This window comes from Amycolatopsis sp. cmx-4-61, assembly GCF_046548775.1.
Lineage (GTDB): Bacteria > Actinomycetota > Actinomycetes > Mycobacteriales > Pseudonocardiaceae > Amycolatopsis.
In genome coordinates, this window is the sequence record NZ_JAEBEI010000018.1 from 128,538 (window position 1) to 144,927 (window position 16,390).

Sequence of the window (16,390 nt, forward strand, 5' to 3'; positions counted from 1 at the left end):
CCTCCGGCCGGATCGGGAAGTGACAACCCGGATCGAGGACGCGGCGACGGCGGTGTACCGGGCCAGGTGTCGATGGCGGACGTGATCGTCTCCCGCGAGACACGAGCCCGGTCGTGCGAGTGGTGCACCCTGACGCGACACTGCCGAAGCCGGATGGGCGGCCGTCGCTTCGGTATGCGGCCGCAAACGGGGTCCCGGAGTGTCTTCTTGGGTGCGCACGTGGGTGTGGGCCCGTAGCCGTCTGGCTGCGGGCCTTTCCCGTTGTTCAGGCTGCGTGTGGGAGTGGTTGGTGGAGGTTGTTGCGTCGGGGTTTTCGGCGTTTGTCGAGGAACACCGGCGGCAGGAACTCGGGCAGGCCGTCAGGGGCGATGCGGACTTCCCAGCCGGAGCGGTGCAGGAGCCGGTGGTGGTGGGCGCACATCAGGACGAGGTTCGCCAAATCGGTGGGGCCGCCGTCGGCCCAGTGGTGGATGTGGTGGCCCTGGCAGTGGCGTGGTGGGCGGTGGCAGCCGGGGAACGCGCAACCACGGTCGCGCAGGAACAGGGCCCGGCGTAGGCCGGGGGAGATCAGGCGGCGCAGTCGGCCGAGGTTGAGGGGTTCGCTTTTCTCCCCCAGTACCGCGGGGATGATCATCGCGTCGCAGGCGTGCACCCGCGCCTCAGCCGCCGTCATCTGCCCGGTGTCGCCGAGGGTGGCCTGGCCGAGGCCGGTCTTCAACGAGTCGAGGGAGACCGCGACCATGACGTGGGCTCGTTCCCCGGCTTGCATCGGCAGGGTAGGGGACTTCAACGCGAGGTCGATCGCGTCGGAGAAGGCATCACCGTAGCGTTGGGGGTGGGTGCGGGTGTCGGGCCCGTCGTCGCTGGTGCGGCGTTCGGCCAGGGCATCGAGGAGGGCGCTGGCGCGGGTGCCGGTTTCGTCGTCGAACCGGCCGGTCAGCTCCCACACCCCGGTTCTTTTCCGGCGCAGGAACAGTTCCCGCGTGGGAACGGCAGGTTCGGTGTCGTCGGGCTCGGCGCCATCGGGAACCAGATGGGCCAGAATCCGGGCCCCAAGAGCAGCGACCTGCCTGTATCCGGCGGTTTCGGCGAAGGTCAGCAGGTGCTGCTCAGCACTGTCCTGATGCTCGGCCGGGACTTGGGTGAGGACTCCGGTGATCACGTCGATCATCGGGTCACTCAACCGCCCCGCCAGTGCCGCAGCACCGGTGGCGGGAGCGACCGCGGGAATCGGGGTCCCGTCCAAAGCCCGGCCTGGGTTGAGTGTCCGAGCCCGTTGCACCAGCCGCTCCGCCGCTGACTTCGGGATATCGGCCAGGTGTTCCAGCAGCTGCGTGACGGACCGGTAGCCGAACAGCTCCAGCACGCCACGCTGCTCGATCTCCACTACGAGCGCGCCGATTTCGGCTTCGGTGGCCCGCTTGCGCGCGAGCAGCTCACCGAAACGGTCGGCGAGAGCCACCGCTTCAGGCGAGGGAGCCGCGTTGCTGGTCATACCGCCAAGCTACCGGGATTCGAACACCTGTCATCACTCGATCGGGCAAAGAATCCACGCCACGGCGAAGCCGTATCTCTAAGAAACGACCCGATACCAGCAAGGTCCCACTTGAGAGAGCCGAACAGCAGGACCGACCCGCGAGAACACCCGGACCCCGGACCCCAGCAGAACCGGCACAGGCAAAGCCAGCACCTCATCGAGCAAACCGGCATCGAGACACTGCCGAGCAACATCAGCCCCGAGAACGTTGACGTACTTCTCCCCGGCAGCAGCGGAAGCGGCGGAAACAGCCGAAGCCAGATCGCCGACGAAACTCACCCCGGCAACCGGCTCGGCCGGCCGATGGGTGAGCACGAACTGCGGCCCCTCCCAGCCACCACCGAAGGCCTGCCCCTCACCCGGCCCACCCCGGTGCGGATCGTCGCCGTCGAAGGTGTGGCGGCCCACCAGCAGGGCCCCGATGCGGGGGACGAGGTCCACCGGCGGCGGCCCCAGGTACGGCGTCAGCCACGACATGTCCCCACCCGGGCCGGCGATGAAACCGTCGATCGAACAGCTGAACGCGTAGAGCAGTTTGGCCATGGAACCCACCTCCGTGTCGTCGGACGCAGGTACTGACGGCCGGTCCCGCGAAAACTCATCGGTCGCGAGACAGCGGGGGGAACCGCGGCGGACGGCGCTCGTTCCAGCTGGCCAGCCCCTCGGCCAGCTCGGGACGGCCGAAGGACTCCAGCATCAACGCCGTCGCTTCGCGGGCGGCCGAGTCGAGCGGCAGCAGCGGCTCGCGCGCGAGCTGCTCCTTCATCACCGCCATCGACCGCGGTGCGCTGTGCGTCGCCAGTTCGGCCGCGTACGCGTGCGCGCGCCCGGCCAGCGAGCCGGCCGGGACGACCTCCTGGACCAGGCCGTACTCCAGCGCCTGCTCCGCGGTGAACGTCCGCCCGGACAGCAGCAGGTCGCGGGCCCGGCCCTGGCCGACGAGCTCCGGGAGCAGCTTCGCGATGCCGTACTCGGCGATCAGGCCGCGCCGGGCGAACGCGGTGGTGAACTTCGCGCCCGCGGCCGCGAACCGGACGTCGGCCGAACACGCGATGACGAACCCCAGGCCGGCGCAGCCGCCGTTGATCGCCGCCACCACCGGGACGCTCGCCGAGGCCGCCGCCAGCACGTCGCGGAAACCGTTTTCCACCGGGGGTCGCGTGGCGACGGTGTCCAGCAGCCCGAGGTCGGCGCCGGGGCAGAACGCCCGGCCCGCGCCCGTGACGACGACCGCGCGGACCGCCGGGTCGGCGTCGGCCTGCCGCAGCAGGGCGCCGTAGCGGGCTTGCATCGGCATGTCCATCGCGTTGCTGCGGTCCGGTCTGTCGAACGTGCACGTCGCGACCGCGCCGTCCGTCTCGTACCGCACACCGTCCACAGTGGACATCGCCGCCTCCTCGATGGTCGGCCATCATACTAAGCGGTCGCTTGGCGTAAAGTCACGTCCGGAACAGGTCCGCGGTTCGAAATCATCGAACCCTTTGGTCGTCCGGAAAACTCTGTGCCATAGTGCGTTCCGCCCGCACGTCGCCGCGCTGGAAGGGGCTCGCCCGATGCCGGAAGCAGAACCGAGCGGACTTCGCAGACGAGTCGTCCTGGGCGGGGCCGGCGCCGCCGTCGCCACGTCGGTCATCGCGCCGGTCGCCCGGGCCGCCGACGCGCTCACGCAGCCGGGACAGGCGCGGGAGACCGACTTCGGCACCGGCTGGCGGTTCGCCCTGGCCAACCCGGACGGCGTCACCGATCCCGGCGGCCGGTTCGCCGACGCCCCGAAGCCCGGCTTCGACGACTCGAAGTGGCAGGTCGTCGACGTCCCGCACGACTGGAGCATCGAGCTTCCCCCGACGGACAAGGGCACCGACAGCGGTTCCGGCTTCTTCCGCGGTGGCCTCGGCTGGTACCGCAAGACCTTCACGCTGCCGTCGTCGCTGGCCGGCAAGCGCGTGTCGGTGGAGTTCGACGGCGTCTATTCGGACGCCCACGTGTACCTGAACGGCGAGCTGCTCGGCCACCACCCCTACGCCTACACCGGGTTCGCCTTCGACCTCACCGGACGGCTGCACACCGACGGCCGCACGCCGGACGTCCTCGCCGTGCGCGCCACGAACCCGCTGCCGAGCAGCCGCTGGTACTCCGGCAGCGGGATCTACCGCCGCGTCCGGCTGGTGGTCACCGAGCCGGTGCACGTCGCCCGGCACGGCACGTTCGTCACCACGCCCGACATCGCCGCCGGCCGGGGCACCGTGCGGGTGGCCACCGACGTCGTCAACGACTCCGGCGCCGCGGTCACCGCGGAGGTGCGCACCACGGTCACCGATCCGGCGGGCCGCGAGGTGGCGACCGGCTCGACGACCGTCGCGACGGAAAAAGGGCAGACGGTGACCGCGGTGACGGCGCTGCGGGTCGAGCGCCCGCAGCTGTGGTCGTTCGGCACCCCCCGGCTGTACCGGCTGCGCACCGACGTCGTCGTGGCCGGGCGCGTGCTCGACACCACGACCACGGACTTCGGCTTCCGCTTCACGGAGTTCCACCCGGACCACGGGTTCTCGCTGAACGGCGTGCCGGCGAAGCTGCGCGGGGTCAACCTGCACGCCAGCCAGGGCGCGCTGGGCGCGGTGATCGACCCGGCCGCGCTGGAGCACCAGATGCGGCTGATGCTCGCGATGGGCGTCAACGCGCTGCGGACCGCGCACAACCCGCCGGACCCGCAGCTGGTGACGGTCTGCGAACGGCTCGGGATCGTCATGATGGTCGAGGCGTTCGACTGCTGGCGGACCGGCAAGCTCGAGTACGACTACCACCGCGACTTCGACGAGTGGAGCGGGCGCGACATCGCGGAAATGGTGCACGCGGCCAAGAACTCGCCCGCGGTCGTGCTGTGGTCGATCGGCAACGAGGTGCCGGACGCGTCGATGGCCGGCGGCCCGGAGATCGCCGCCGGGCTGATCGCCGCGGTCCGGGCGATCGACCCCACCCGGCCGATCGTGATGGGCTCGGACCGCTACCGCGGGGTGCCCGCGCCCGGGTCGCCGCAGGACCTCATCCTGAAGCAGCTCGACGGCCTCGGCGTCAACTACAACACCGCCCAGTCCCTCGACGGGCTGCACGAGCGGTACCCGGACAAGTTCTTCTTCGAGTCGGAGTCGTCGTCGGCCACGTCGACGCGTGGCGTCTACCAGGAACCGGACCTGCTCAACACCGGCGAAAACCACACGCCGGGCAAGCGGGCGACGTCGTCCTACGACAACAACCTCGCCTCGTGGACCTTCAGCGGCGAGTACTCGCTGAAGAAGGACCGCGACCGCAGGTTCTGCCAGGGCCAGTTCCTGTGGTCGGGGCAGGACTACCTCGGCGAGCCGACGCCGTACGACGTCTTCCCGGTCAAGACGTCCTTCTTCGGCGCGGTGGACAGCGCCGGGCTGCCCAAGGACGCCTTCCACCTGTTCCGCAGCCAGTGGACGACCGCGCCGATGGTGCACCTGGTCCCGATGGACTGGACGAACCACCGGCCCGGCGAGCCCGTCGCCGTGTGGGTTTACTCCACTGTGGACACCGTGGAGCTCGTGCTCAACGGGAAGTCACTCGGCGTCCGGAAGTTCGACCGGAAGACTACAGTGGACGGACGGCCGTACCTGGAGACGAGCGAGCCGTCCGGTGACGACAAGAACGACCCTTCCGGCAGCTACACCAGCCCGAACGGCGGCACCGGCAAGCTGCACCTGAGCTGGACCGTGCCCTTCGAACCCGGCACGCTGACCGCGATCGCCCGGGCCGGCGGTCGCGAGGTGGCCCGCGACGAGCTCGTCACGGCCGGGCCGCCGCGCGCGGTCGAGCTGAGCGTCGCCGCGCCGGGCAACCGGGTGGTGGCCGGGGCGATGACGTTCGTGACGGCGTCGGTCGTGGATGCCCACGGGGTCGTCGTCCCGGGCGCCGGACCGGTGCTGCGGTTCACCGTCGCCGGGCCCGGCCGCGTCGCCGGCGTCGACAACGGGCGGCAGGAATTCGCCCAGAGCTACCAGCAGCCCACGATCCCGGCGTTCAACGGGCTGGCCGTCGCCGTCATCGCGGCCACCGGCGGGCGGGGGTCGATCACCGTGACGGCGAGCGCCCCGGGCCTGGCACCGGGGAAGCTGAGCCTGCCCGGCTCCTCCCTCGGCCGGCGCAACGGCCCGGGAGCGCGCGCGATCGAGACGCCGGTGGTGCCGGCCGCTTCGACCGCGGACGCGAGCTACTCGGGCGCCCCGGACACGCTGCCGGCCGCGATGCTGGACGGCAACCCGGCCACCGGCTGGTCCAACTACTACGTCAAGCAGGCGACGGCGACGCTGAACGCGGTGAGCCGGCCGCGAGCGCAGGACTGGGTGTCGTTGGCGTGGCCGGCGGCCCAGCGGATCAGTGCCGTCACGGCGAACTTCGTCGTGGACGCGAAGCTGGCGCTGCCGTCCGCCGTCGAAGTCGTCCACCGCACGGCCCGGGGCTTCGAGCCGGTGCGGAACCTGCGGATCACGTGGGGGACCGGGTCGAACGACCCGACGTCGTTCGCGTTCGATCCGGTCGTCACCACGGAGGTGCGGGTGACGATGACCGCGCGCGGCTTCCTGCGGATCAGCGCACTGCTGGCCCGGTGACCGCGGGCCCGGCGGGGCGCACCCCCCGCCGGACCCGGTGGTCACCGGCTGCAGGGGGCCAGTGCGTCGAGACCCTGCGGCTTGGCCGCGGTGCGGCCGATGGCGGTGGCGATCCGGTTGATCGTCGCCACGCGCTTGTCTTCCAGCGGGCCGAGGATGGCGTTCTGGACGAAGTTGGGGCCGCCCTGGCCCACGGTCGTCTTGAGGCGGTTGTTGGCTTCCGCGATCTGCGTGTTGAGCAGCTCGAGGTTGCGCGTCACTTCCGCCTGCGCCTGGGCGGGGATGGCCGGGAGCTTGCTCGCCACGTCGGGGCAGGAGATCTGGCCGACCCCGGCGTTGCCCGTGTTGCCGCTGTTCCCGTTCTGGCCGTTGTTGCCGTTGTTCCCGTTCTGGCCGCCGGTGCCGGTGCCCTGGGCGGGTGCCGGGGCAGCGGCACCCGCGCCGCCCACGGAGCAGGTGGCCAGGCTGTCGAGGCCCTGCGGCTTCTCGGCCCGGCGCCCGATCGAGATGGCGATGCGGTCGATCGTGGACTTCCGCTTGTCCGCCAGGGGACCGAGGATGGCGTTCTGGACGAAGTTGGGGCCGCCCTGGCCGACGCTCGTGCGGAGCCGGTTGTTGGCTTCGTTGATCTGGGTGTTCAGGAGGTCCAGGTTGCGTTGCACCTCGGCCTGGGCTTGGGCGGGGATGGCCGGGAGCTTGCTCGCCACGTCGGGACAGCTGATCTGGCCGGCCGCCGCCTGACCGCCCGAGGCGGCGTTGGCGGCGCCGGGGTCGCCGAAGGTCGTGGCGACCGCCAGTGCGCCGCCCGCGATCGCCAGGGCGAAGACCCCGGTCGCGATCTTCGTCCGCCGGGACAGGCGGTGTCGTCCACCGGAAGCAGGCATGAATGACTCCGTTTTCGTGCGTGAGTTAGCGTGAACATATGGGGTACTCCGCCGCCTTCGGGGGATACGGCGGGGTTTCTGATGGGGCGGGCCGAACTGGTCGCCGTCGCCCATGGTGGCCTCTGGACCAGGGGTTTGTCCAGTGTGATCGGGTCGGAAAAGAAGATGTGAACCATTCCGAACCGCGGGACGTGTATCCCGGTGACGGCGGCATCTGGCTGCGTTTTTTCGGCCCGGTTTTGGCGCACGAGAATTGTCGTGCGCCATTTCGGCGTGCTGGGCCGGGCTTGACGCGGGCCGCCGTGTCCTCCTAGCGTCGGCATACCGACCGGTCGGTGTCCAAAGGAGGTCGCTGGATGAGCTGGTACGACGCGAAGCCCTGGCTCGCGAGCTACGACGAACGCGTGCGGGACGCGGAACCGGCGAAGCCGACGACGCTGCCCGAGGCGTTCCGCCGGGCCGTGGACCACGTTCCGGACCGGGCCGCGATCGCCTACTTCGACGCCCGGCTGAGCTACCGCGAGGTCGACGAGCTCTCCGACGGCGTCGCGCGGTACCTGAGCGCCCACGGCTTCGCCCGCGGCGACCGGCTCGCCCTGGTGCTGCAGAACATCCCGCAGTTCGTCATCGCCCTGCTCGGCGCGTGGAAGGCCGGCGGGATCGTGGTGCCGGTCAACCCGATGTACCGCGAACGCGAGCTCACGCACGTGTTCACCGACGCCGGGGTGAAGGCGGTCGTCTGCTCGCAGCGCGGCTGGAACGCCTACATCGGTGAAACCGCGGCCGCGAACGGCGTCGGCATCGCGCTCACCACCAGCGAACTGGAGTTCCAGACCCGCGACGACGAGCGCGTGCTCGCCAAGGTCGACCGCGAGGAGACGCCGGGAGCGACCGAGCTCCTCGAAGCCGCCGCGACGCCGGGGCCCAAGCCCCCGGAGCCCGCCTTCGCCCTCGATGACACGGCGCTGATCAGCTACACCTCCGGCACCAGCGGCGCGCCGAAGGGCGCCACCAACACCCACGGCAACATCGGCACCAACGCCGCCGGGCTCGGTTCGTTCAGCGGCCTGCCCGCCGGCTCGACGCTCTTCGGGCTCGCACCGCTGTTCCACATCACCGGCATGGTCTGCGAGCTCGGTTCCGCGATCGACATCGAAGGCACCCTGGCCCTGGCCTACCGCTTCGAACCGGGGGTCGTGCTCGACGCGTTCCTCGAGCACAAGCCGTCGTACACGGTCGGGCCGTCGACGGCCTACATGGCGCTGATGGCGCACCCGTCGTTCAGCCGCGCGCACTTCGAGTCGTTCGCGCTGCTGTACTCCGGGGGCGCCGCCCTGCCGCCCGCCGTCGTCGAGGCGTTCCGCGCGAAGACCGGGCACTACATCCACAACGGCTACGGCCTCACCGAAACCACGGCCGGCTGCGTCGTCGTCCCCGGCACGCTCGAGGCGCCGATCGACCCGGCGTCCGGCACCATCTCGATCGGCCTGCCGGTGCCGGACACCATCGTCCGGATCCTCGGCGAGAACGGCGAAGAGCTGCCGCCCGGCGAGGCGGGCGAGATCGCCGTCGAGGGCCCGATGGTCGTTTCGGGCTACTGGAACCGCCCGGACGCCACCGCGGAATCCCTGCCCGGCGGGCGGCTGCTCACCGGCGACATCGGGTTCATGGACGAGCGCGGCTGGGTCTACGTCGTCGACCGCAAGAAGGACATGATCAACGCGTCCGGCTTCAAGGTCTGGCCGCGCGAGGTCGAAGACGTGCTGTACACGCACCCGGCGGTCCGCGAAGCGGCCGTCGTCGGGATCGCCGACGAATACCGCGGCGAGACGGTCAAGGCGTACGTCAGCCCGGCGCCCGGCGCGACCGCCGATCCCGCGGAACTCGTCGCCTGGTGCAAGGAACGGCTCGCCGCCTACAAGTACCCGCGCACCATCGAAGTGCTCGACGAGCTGCCGAAGACCACCAGCGGCAAGATCCTGCGCCGCGAGCTGCGGGCGCGCGGCTGATGATCGAAACGGTTCGCGGCGCGATCGCGCCGGAAGCGCTGGGCCGGGTGCTGATGCACGAACACCTCTTCGTGCTCAGCCCCGAGTTCGTCCAGAACTACCCCGAACACGAAGGGTTCCGCGAAGACGAACACGTCCCGGAAGCGATCCGGCGCCTGACGGAGCTGAAGGACGCCGGGATCGACACGATCGTCGACCCGACGGTGATCGGCCTCGGCCGCTACATCCCGCGCGTGCAGCGGGTCGCCGCCGAGGTCGACGTCAACATCGTCGTCGCGACCGGCCTCTACACCTACAACGACGTGCCGCACTACCTGCACTTCCGCGGGCCGGGCACGTTGCTGCAGGGCGAGGACCCGCTGGTCGGGATGTTCGTCGGGGACCTGCGCGACGGCATCGCGGGCACCGGCGTCAAGGCCGGCCTGCTCAAGTGCGCGACCGACGAACCGGGCGTGACCCCGGGGGTCGAACGCGTGCTGCGCGCGGTGGCCAAGGCGCACGTCGAGACGGGCGCGCCGATCATGACCCACACGCACGCGGGCACCCGCCGCGGGCTGGAGCAGCAGGAGGTCTTCGCGTCCGAAGGCGTCGACCTGAGCCGGGTGCTCATCGGGCACTCGGGCGACTCGACGGACCTCGGGTACCTCACCGAGCTCGCCGACCGCGGCTCGCTGCTCGGGATGGACCGCTTCGGGCTGGACCTGCTGCTGCCGTTCGAGGAGCGGGTCGACACGGTCGCGGCGCTGTGCGAGCGCGGTTACGCGGGCAGCATGGTGCTTTCGCACGACGCGTCCTGCTACATCGACTGGTTACCCTCGGCGCAGCTGCCCGAGATCGCGCCGAACTGGCACTACCTGCACATCACCCGGGACGTGCTGCCGGCGCTGCGGGAGCGTGGGGTGTCCGAAGCGGACATCACGACCATGCTGGTGGACAACCCGCGGCGGTTCCTGTCGTGGCGTTATCCTGGTGCGTCCTGAGAGGGGGTACTGCGGTGACCCGAGCAAGCACCCGCAAGCCGGGCGAGGCCACCGGCGACGACCAGGCCGCCGTGCCGCGGCGGTTGCTGGAGCACGCCACGAAGCTGTTCGCCAAGAAGGGCTTCGACCGCACGTCGGTCCAGGAGATCGTCGAGGCGGCGGGCGTCACCAAGGGCGCGATGTACCACTACTTCGGCTCGAAGGACGACCTGCTCTACGAGATCTACGCGCGCGTGCTGCGGGAGCAGACCCGCCAGCTGGAGAGCGTGGCCTCTTCGGACGCACCGCTGCGCGAGCGGCTCGCGGCGGCGGCGTCCGACGTCGTCGTGTCGAGCATCGACAACCTCGACGACAACACGATCTTCCTGCAGTCGATGCACCAGCTGTCCCCGGACAAGCAGAAGGCGGTGCGGGCGGAGCGCCGCAAGTACCACGAGCGGTTCCGCGGCCTGATCGAGGAGGGCCAGCGGTCCGGCGAGTTCCGCACGGACAAGCCGGCCGACGTGGTGGTGGACTTCTTCTTCGGCTCGGTGCACCACCTGGGTTCGTGGTACCGCCGCAGCGGCTCGCTGACGGCTCGCCAGATCGGCGACCACTACGCGGACCTGCTCCTGGACGCCCTGCGGCCGCCGGTGGCCTAGTGCCGCCGGAGGTGGTCCAGCAGCAGGGCGCTCACCTCGTCCGGGGCCTCCATCGCCATCCACTGGCTCGCGCCCTCGATGATCTGGAAGCGGTACTCCGCGTCGATGTGGTGGACCGTCTGCTCCGCCGCGCTCTGGCCCAGGTACGGGTCCTCGCGGCCCCACAGGTACATCGTCGGGACCTTGATGCGGCCCGCCGGGATGTCGAAGTCGTCGTTCGTCGCCCCGCGGTACCAATTCAACGTCGCCGTCAGGGCGCCCGGCTGCGAAAGGCGGGTCACCGTGCCTTCGACGATCGCCTTCGGAATGCGGCGGTTGTAAACCGCGCGTAATTGCGCGGCTTCGTCGCGTAAGAGGTATTTCTCGGCTTTCCCCGCGGCGCGGCGGAAGAAGCGGATGTAACCGAGGTCGTGGAACTGGCCGTCGTCGGTGGCGACCGCGCGCTGGAGGGCGCTCGGGTGGGGCGTCGAGAGCACCGTCAGCGACCGGAGGCGGTCCGGGTGCGCCGCGGCGAGGGCCCAGGCCACCATGCCGCCCCAGTCGCGGGCGATGAGGTGGAACCGGTCCGCGCCCTGGCTGCCGGCGAACGCGAGGGCGTCGCCGACCAGGTGCTCGAGCGTGTAGTGCTCGACGCCCTCCGGGCGCGCACCCTCGGCGTAGCCCCGCTGGTCGACGGCCAGCGCGCGGTAGCCGGCCTCGCCGAGGGCGTGCAGCTGCTCGGTCCAGGCGTCGGCGAACTCGGGCCAGCCGTGCAGCAGCAGGGCCAGCTCGCCCGAGGCGGGCCCGGCCGCGAGTGCGCTGTGGTGGTGGTCGCCGACCGTGACGGTCACTCGCTCCAGCGCGCCGGGATCGGCCGGCGCGACGGCTGTTTCCATGGCGCACAGGTTAGATCCGACCGTCGACGAGAACCATGGGAAGACGGGCATTTTTGTCACCCTTTTGCCCGCGAAGTGGCCCGGCTCACAAAAATCTCGCTCAGATGAGCAAAGTGATCCCAAGAAACTGAATGTTCTTCATGAAAGCGGCGTGTTGCGGCCGTCGGCGTTCGGGCGCGACGCCGGATGAGTGGCGGAACGCGGAAGCGGCCCGTTCCCCCGGGGGAACGGGCCGCTTACGGAAGCACTCAGGCAGGCAGGTCGACCAGCTCCGCGAGGCGGGCGCGGTGCCGGCCCGGCGTGCCGAGGGCGATCTCGTCCGCCTTCGCCCGCTTCAGGTACAGGTGGGCCGGGTGCTCCCACGTCATCCCGATGCCGCCGTGCAGCTGGATGGCCTCTTCCGTCGCCTTCACCGCGATCGGCGCGTTGCGGGCCTGCGCGACGGCCACCGCGATCGGCACGTCGGTGCCGGTGGCCAGCGCGTCGGCGGCGTTGCGGGCCGCCGCGCGGGCCAGGACCAGGTCCGTGTAGAGGTTCGCCAGCCGGTGCTTGAGCGACTGGAACCCGCCGACCGGGCGGCCGAACTGGTACCGGCCCTTGAGGTAGGAGACCGTCTCGGTGAGCGCCCACTCGGCCACCCCCGTCTGCTCGGAGGCGAGAATGCCCGCCCCGAACAGCAGCGCCTGCTCCAGCGCCGCGGCGGCTTGCGGACCGGAGGCGACCAGCGTGGCCGCGGCGTCCGAAAGCGTCACGTCGGCCACGCGACGCGTGAGGTCGAACGACACCAGCTCCGACACCGTCGCGGCCGACGCCTCGACGACGTACAGCGCGGGGCCGTCCGGGCCGGCGGCCGGGACGACCAGCAGGTCCGCCACCGACGCGTCGGCGACCGTGCCCACCCGGCCGCTCAGCTTGCCGTCCGGAGACGCCGTCACCGACGACGGGAAACCCGCGCCCGGCGCCGTCGACAGCGGCACGGCCAGCGCGCCGATCGCCTGGCCCGCCGCCAGCTTGCCGACGAAGTCGCGGGCGCCGACGGCCACCAGCGCCGTCGTCGCGAGCACGACGCTGCCGAGGAACGGCACCGGCGCCACGCTGCGCCCCAGCTCTTCGGCCACGACGGCGACCTCGCGGGCCGACGCGCCGTGCCCGCCCAGGTCCTCCGGCACCGCCAGCCCGGCCACGCCCACCTCGTCGGCCAGCGTGCGCCACAGCTTCAGGTCGTACGGCTCGGCCGTCTCCACGCGCGCCAGCAGCGCTTCGGCGCCGGCCTTCGCCTTGAGCAGGTCGCGGACCGAGGCCCGCAGGTCCTCTTCGACGTCTGAATACAGCAAGTCGGGCGGTGTTTGACTCATCGGGGGAGGTCCTTCCAGGCGACGTCCTTGTCGACGCGCGGCTCCGAGGGCAGCCCCAGCACGCGCTCGGCGATGATGTTGCGCAGGACCTCCGAGGTGCCACCCTCGATGGAGTTGCCCTTCGCGCGCAGGTAGCGGTACCCGGCTTCGCGGCCGGTGAAGTCGACGATGGCCGGGCGCCGGAACGTCCAGTCGTCGTAGGCCAGGCCCTCTTCGCCGAGCAGTTCGACCTCCAGTCCGGTCAGCGCCTGGTTCAGCTCGGAGAACGCGACCTTCATGGCCGAGCCCTCCGGGCCGGGCGCCCCCGCCGTCAGCTGCTGGCGCAGCCGGGTGCCGGCCAGCCGCAGCGTCTCCGCCTCGACCCAGTGCTTCACCAGCCGGTCACGCAGCTCCGGCGTCCGCAGCTCGGGCCGCTCGCGCCAGGTCTTCGCGACGATCCCGATCAGGCCGCCCTCGCGCGGCAGGACGTGCCCGCCGATCGCGACGCGCTCGTTCATCAGCGTGGTCTGCGCGACCTTCCAGCCTTCGCCGACCGCGCCGAGGCGCTGGGTGTCCGGGATCCGGACGTCGGTCAGGAAGACCTCGTTGAACTCGGCCTCGCCGGTGATCTGGCGCAGCGGCCGGACCTCGACGCCGGGGGCGGTCATGTCGCACAGGAAGTACGTCATGCCCTGGTGCTTCGGCACGTCCGGGTCGGTGCGGGTGACCAGGATCGCCCACTGCGACTCGTGCGCGCCCGACGTCCACACCTTCTGGCCGGTGACGATCCAGTCGTCGCCGTCGCGGACCGCCCGCGTGCCGAGCGCGGCGAGGTCGGAGCCGGCGCCGGGTTCGGAGAACAGCTGGCACCACACCTCCTCGCCGGTCCACAGCGGACGAAGGAAGCGCTCGCGCTGCTCCGGCGTGCCGAAGGCGAGGATGGTCGGCGCGGCCATGCCGAGGCCGATGCCGATCCGGCGCGGGTTGTTGTCCGGCGCACCCGCCTCGGTGAACACGGTGTCCACAACGGACTGCAGCGCGCGCGGGGCGTTCTGCCCGCCGAGCCCGGCGGGGAAGTGGATCCAGGCGAGCCCGGCGTCGAACCGGGCCCGGAGGAACTCCAGGTGGTCGGTCGTCTTCGGGTCGTGCGTGGCCAGGAACCCGGTCGCCTGGCGGGTCAGGTCTTCGGCGGTGACAGTCACTTCGCGCCCTCCGAGAGGTACTTCTTCAGTTCGCGCCGGGCCAGCGAGCGCTTGTGGACCTCGTCCGGGCCGTCGGCCAGGCGCAGCGTGCGGTTGCCGGCCCACATCGCGGCCAGCGGGAAGTCCTGGCTGACGCCGCCCGCGCCGTGCACCTGCACGGCCTTGTCGAGGATCCACTCGACGGTGCTCGGGGTGGAGATCTTGATCGCCTGGATCTCGGTGTGCGCGCCCTGGTTGCCGACGGTGTCCATCAGCCACGCGGTCTTGAGCACCAGCAGCCGCTGCTGCTCGATCTTCACGCGGGACTCGGCGATCCAGTCCTGCACCACGCCCTGCTGGGCGATCGGCTTGCCGAACGCCTCGCGCGAGATCGCGCGGCGGCACATCAGCTCCAGCGCCCGCTCGGCCATGCCGATGGCGCGCATGCAGTGGTGGATGCGGCCGGGGCCGAGGCGGGCCTGGGCGATGGCGAACCCGTCGCCCTCGCCGGCGATGAGGTTTTCCACCGGCACGCGGACGTCCTCGAACAGCACCTCGGCGTGACCGCCGTGGTCGCTGTCGTCGTAGCCGAAGACGTGCATGCCGCGCTTGACCGTGACGCCCGGCGCGTCGCGGGGGACCAGGATCATGCTCTGCTGCTTGTGCGGCGCGGCTTCGGGATCGGTCTTGCCCATGACGATGAAGATCTTGCACGCGGGGTTCATCGCGCCGGAGATGTACCACTTGCGGCCGTTGACGACGTACTCGTCGCCGTCGCGGCGGATCGCGGTCTCGATGTTGCGGGCGTCGGAGGAGGCGACGTCCGGCTCGGTCATCGCGAAGGCGGAGCGGATTTCGCTGTTCAGCAACGGTTCCAGCCACTGCTTCTGCTGCTGCTCGTTGCCGAACATGGCCAGCACTTCCATGTTCCCGGTGTCCGGCGCGGCGCAGTTGAGCGCGGTCGGCGCGAGCCGGATGCTGCGGCCGGTGATCTCCGCCAGCGGCGCGTACTGCAGGTTCGTCAGACCGGCGCCGTGGTCGCCGGGGAGGAAGAAGTTCCACAGCCCGCGCCTGCGCGCCTCGGCCTTGAGCTCCTCGACGACCGGCGGAATGGCCCACGGGTCGTCGCGTTCGGCGAGCTGCTGCTCGAACACCGGCTCGGCGGGGTAGATGTGGGAGTCCATGAACTCGAGGAGCTGCCCGCGCAGCTCCTCGGTCTTCTCGTCGAACGCGAAGTCCATTTAGTTCTCCTCTTTGAGAATCTCGTTGCCGTGCGCGACGAGCGGCGCGACCCCGGCCCCGACGCCTTCGAAACCCGCCCCGACCGTCTGGCCCTTGCTGAAGCGGTAGTAGATGCCCTCCAGGATCACGGCCAGCTTGAAGAACGCGAAGCCGACGTACCAGTTCAGCTGCGAGACGTCCCGCCCGGAGCGTTCGGCGTAGCGGGCGATGACCTCGTCGGTGCCGGGGTAGCCCGGCGCCGAGCTGGCGTTGGAGACGAACGGCAGCGACACCTTGTCGCGCTCGGCGTAGGCCACGAGCAGCGCGACGTCGGTCAGCGGGTCGCCCAGCGTCGACATCTCCCAGTCGAGCACCGCGGAAATGGTGTCGTTTTCGTCGACCAGGACGTTGTCGAGGCGGTAGTCGCCGTGGACGATCGCCGGCGCGCCGGACACCGGGACCGCCGTGGCGAGCCGGTCGTGCAGCTCGTCGATGCCCGGCAGGTCGCGGCTGCGGGAGGCGTCGAGCTGCTTCTTCCAGCGCCGCAGCTGCCGCTCCAGGAAGCCGTCCGGGCGGCCGAAGTCGCCCAACCCGACCGCGGCCGGGTCCACCGCGTGCAGGGCGACGAGTGTGTCGACGAGCGCGTCGGCCATCGCCCGGGTGCGGTCCGGCCCGAGTTCGCTCAGCTGGTCCGCGGTCCGGTACGGCGTGCCCTCGACGAAGCTCATCACGTAGAACGGCGCCCCGACGACGTCGGCGTCCTCGCACAGCAGCAGCGCTTCGGGCACCGGCACGGCGGTGTCGCGCAGCCCGGAGATCACCCGGAACTCGCGGCTCATGTCGTGCGCGGTCGGCAGCACGTGCCCCAGCGGCGGCCGGCGCACCACCCAGCGCGACCGCCCGTCACCCACGACGTAGGTGAGGTTCGACCGGCCGCCCTCCACGACGTCCGCGGACAGCGGTCCGGCGACCAGGCCGGGCCGGGCCGCGTCCAGGTGGGCGCGCAGACGGCCCAGGTCGAGTCCTGGCGGGTTCATCCAGCCTCCTCTTCGTCGAAGGGAGCATACCGACTGGTCGGTATGACGTACAGAGGCCACCGG

General features: G+C 71.0%; 13 protein-coding genes. 4 read left to right on the forward strand and 9 right to left on the reverse strand.

The genetic code is table 11. The annotated features are described in order from the left end of the window. Nucleotides 1-265: 265 nt before the first annotated feature. The 3 genes from ACLJOU_RS36725 to ACLJOU_RS36735 form a co-directional block, all read right to left on the reverse strand. The gene (locus tag ACLJOU_RS36725; RefSeq protein ID WP_410573876.1) at nucleotides 266-1,495 is read right to left on the reverse strand and encodes a DUF222 domain-containing protein; all 1,230 of its coding nucleotides are present in this window, start codon (nucleotides 1,493-1,495) and stop codon (nucleotides 266-268) included. A 78-nt stretch (nucleotides 1,496-1,573) separates the two neighbouring features. Continuing rightward, on the reverse strand, nucleotides 1,574-2,080 hold the full coding sequence (locus tag ACLJOU_RS36730) for a dihydrofolate reductase family protein (RefSeq protein WP_410573877.1): 507 nt from the start codon (nucleotides 2,078-2,080) through the stop codon (nucleotides 1,574-1,576). Between the two features lie 55 nt (nucleotides 2,081-2,135). Then, nucleotides 2,136-2,924, reverse strand: a complete 789-nt coding sequence (locus tag ACLJOU_RS36735; protein WP_410573878.1) for an enoyl-CoA hydratase-related protein — start codon at nucleotides 2,922-2,924, stop codon at nucleotides 2,136-2,138. Between the two features lie 166 nt (nucleotides 2,925-3,090). Between ACLJOU_RS36735 and ACLJOU_RS36740 the strand changes: the two genes are divergently transcribed. Continuing rightward, nucleotides 3,091-6,165, forward strand: a complete 3,075-nt coding sequence (locus ACLJOU_RS36740; protein WP_410573879.1) for a glycoside hydrolase family 2 TIM barrel-domain containing protein — start codon at nucleotides 3,091-3,093, stop codon at nucleotides 6,163-6,165. A gap of 41 nt (nucleotides 6,166-6,206) precedes the next feature. Here ACLJOU_RS36740 and ACLJOU_RS36745 read toward each other — a convergent pair whose 3' ends face one another. After that, nucleotides 6,207-7,049 (reverse strand): hypothetical protein, encoded by an 843-nt coding sequence (locus tag ACLJOU_RS36745; protein ID WP_410573880.1) that lies wholly within the window; start codon nucleotides 7,047-7,049, stop codon nucleotides 6,207-6,209. Between the two features lie 356 nt (nucleotides 7,050-7,405). On the opposite strand from ACLJOU_RS36745, the gene ACLJOU_RS36750 reads away from it, so the two are divergent. Genes ACLJOU_RS36750 through ACLJOU_RS36760 form a run of 3 tightly spaced genes read left to right on the forward strand, consistent with a single transcriptional unit; the run spans nucleotide 7,406 to nucleotide 10,679 of the window. Then, nucleotides 7,406-9,058: an AMP-binding protein gene (locus ACLJOU_RS36750; RefSeq protein WP_410573881.1), complete on the forward strand. Its 1,653-nt coding sequence runs from the start codon at nucleotides 7,406-7,408 to the stop codon at nucleotides 9,056-9,058. Further along, on the forward strand, nucleotides 9,058-10,038 hold the full coding sequence (locus ACLJOU_RS36755) for a phosphotriesterase (RefSeq protein WP_410573882.1): 981 nt from the start codon (nucleotides 9,058-9,060) through the stop codon (nucleotides 10,036-10,038). Before ACLJOU_RS36750 ends, ACLJOU_RS36755 begins: the two co-directional genes overlap by 1 nt. A 14-nt stretch (nucleotides 10,039-10,052) precedes the next feature. Next, on the forward strand, nucleotides 10,053-10,679 hold the full coding sequence (locus ACLJOU_RS36760) for a TetR/AcrR family transcriptional regulator (protein WP_364275123.1): 627 nt from the start codon (nucleotides 10,053-10,055) through the stop codon (nucleotides 10,677-10,679). Here the strand turns inward: ACLJOU_RS36760 and ACLJOU_RS36765 are convergent. The 5 genes from ACLJOU_RS36765 to ACLJOU_RS36785 form a co-directional block, all read right to left on the reverse strand. Further along, nucleotides 10,676-11,554, reverse strand: coding sequence for an alpha/beta fold hydrolase (locus ACLJOU_RS36765; RefSeq protein WP_410573883.1), 879 nt, complete (start codon nucleotides 11,552-11,554; stop codon nucleotides 10,676-10,678). The two genes, ACLJOU_RS36760 and ACLJOU_RS36765, sit on opposite strands and share 4 nt — an antisense overlap. 248 nt (nucleotides 11,555-11,802) lie before the next feature. Continuing rightward, nucleotides 11,803-12,909 carry an acyl-CoA dehydrogenase family protein gene (locus tag ACLJOU_RS36770; RefSeq protein WP_410573884.1) on the reverse strand — a complete coding sequence of 369 codons (1,107 nt, stop codon included), beginning with the start codon at nucleotides 12,907-12,909 and terminating at the stop codon, nucleotides 11,803-11,805. Next, nucleotides 12,906-14,090, reverse strand: a complete 1,185-nt coding sequence (locus ACLJOU_RS36775; protein WP_410573885.1) for an acyl-CoA dehydrogenase family protein — start codon at nucleotides 14,088-14,090, stop codon at nucleotides 12,906-12,908. The genes ACLJOU_RS36770 and ACLJOU_RS36775 overlap by 4 nt, the downstream gene beginning before the upstream one ends. After that, on the reverse strand, nucleotides 14,087-15,310 hold the full coding sequence (locus ACLJOU_RS36780; protein ID WP_410573886.1) for an acyl-CoA dehydrogenase family protein: 1,224 nt from the start codon (nucleotides 15,308-15,310) through the stop codon (nucleotides 14,087-14,089). The genes ACLJOU_RS36775 and ACLJOU_RS36780 overlap by 4 nt, the downstream gene beginning before the upstream one ends. Further along, entirely contained in the window at nucleotides 15,311-16,327 is a 1,017-nt protein-coding gene (locus ACLJOU_RS36785) for a phosphotransferase family protein (RefSeq protein ID WP_410573887.1), read from the reverse strand. Between the last annotated feature and the right edge of the window lie 63 nt (nucleotides 16,328-16,390).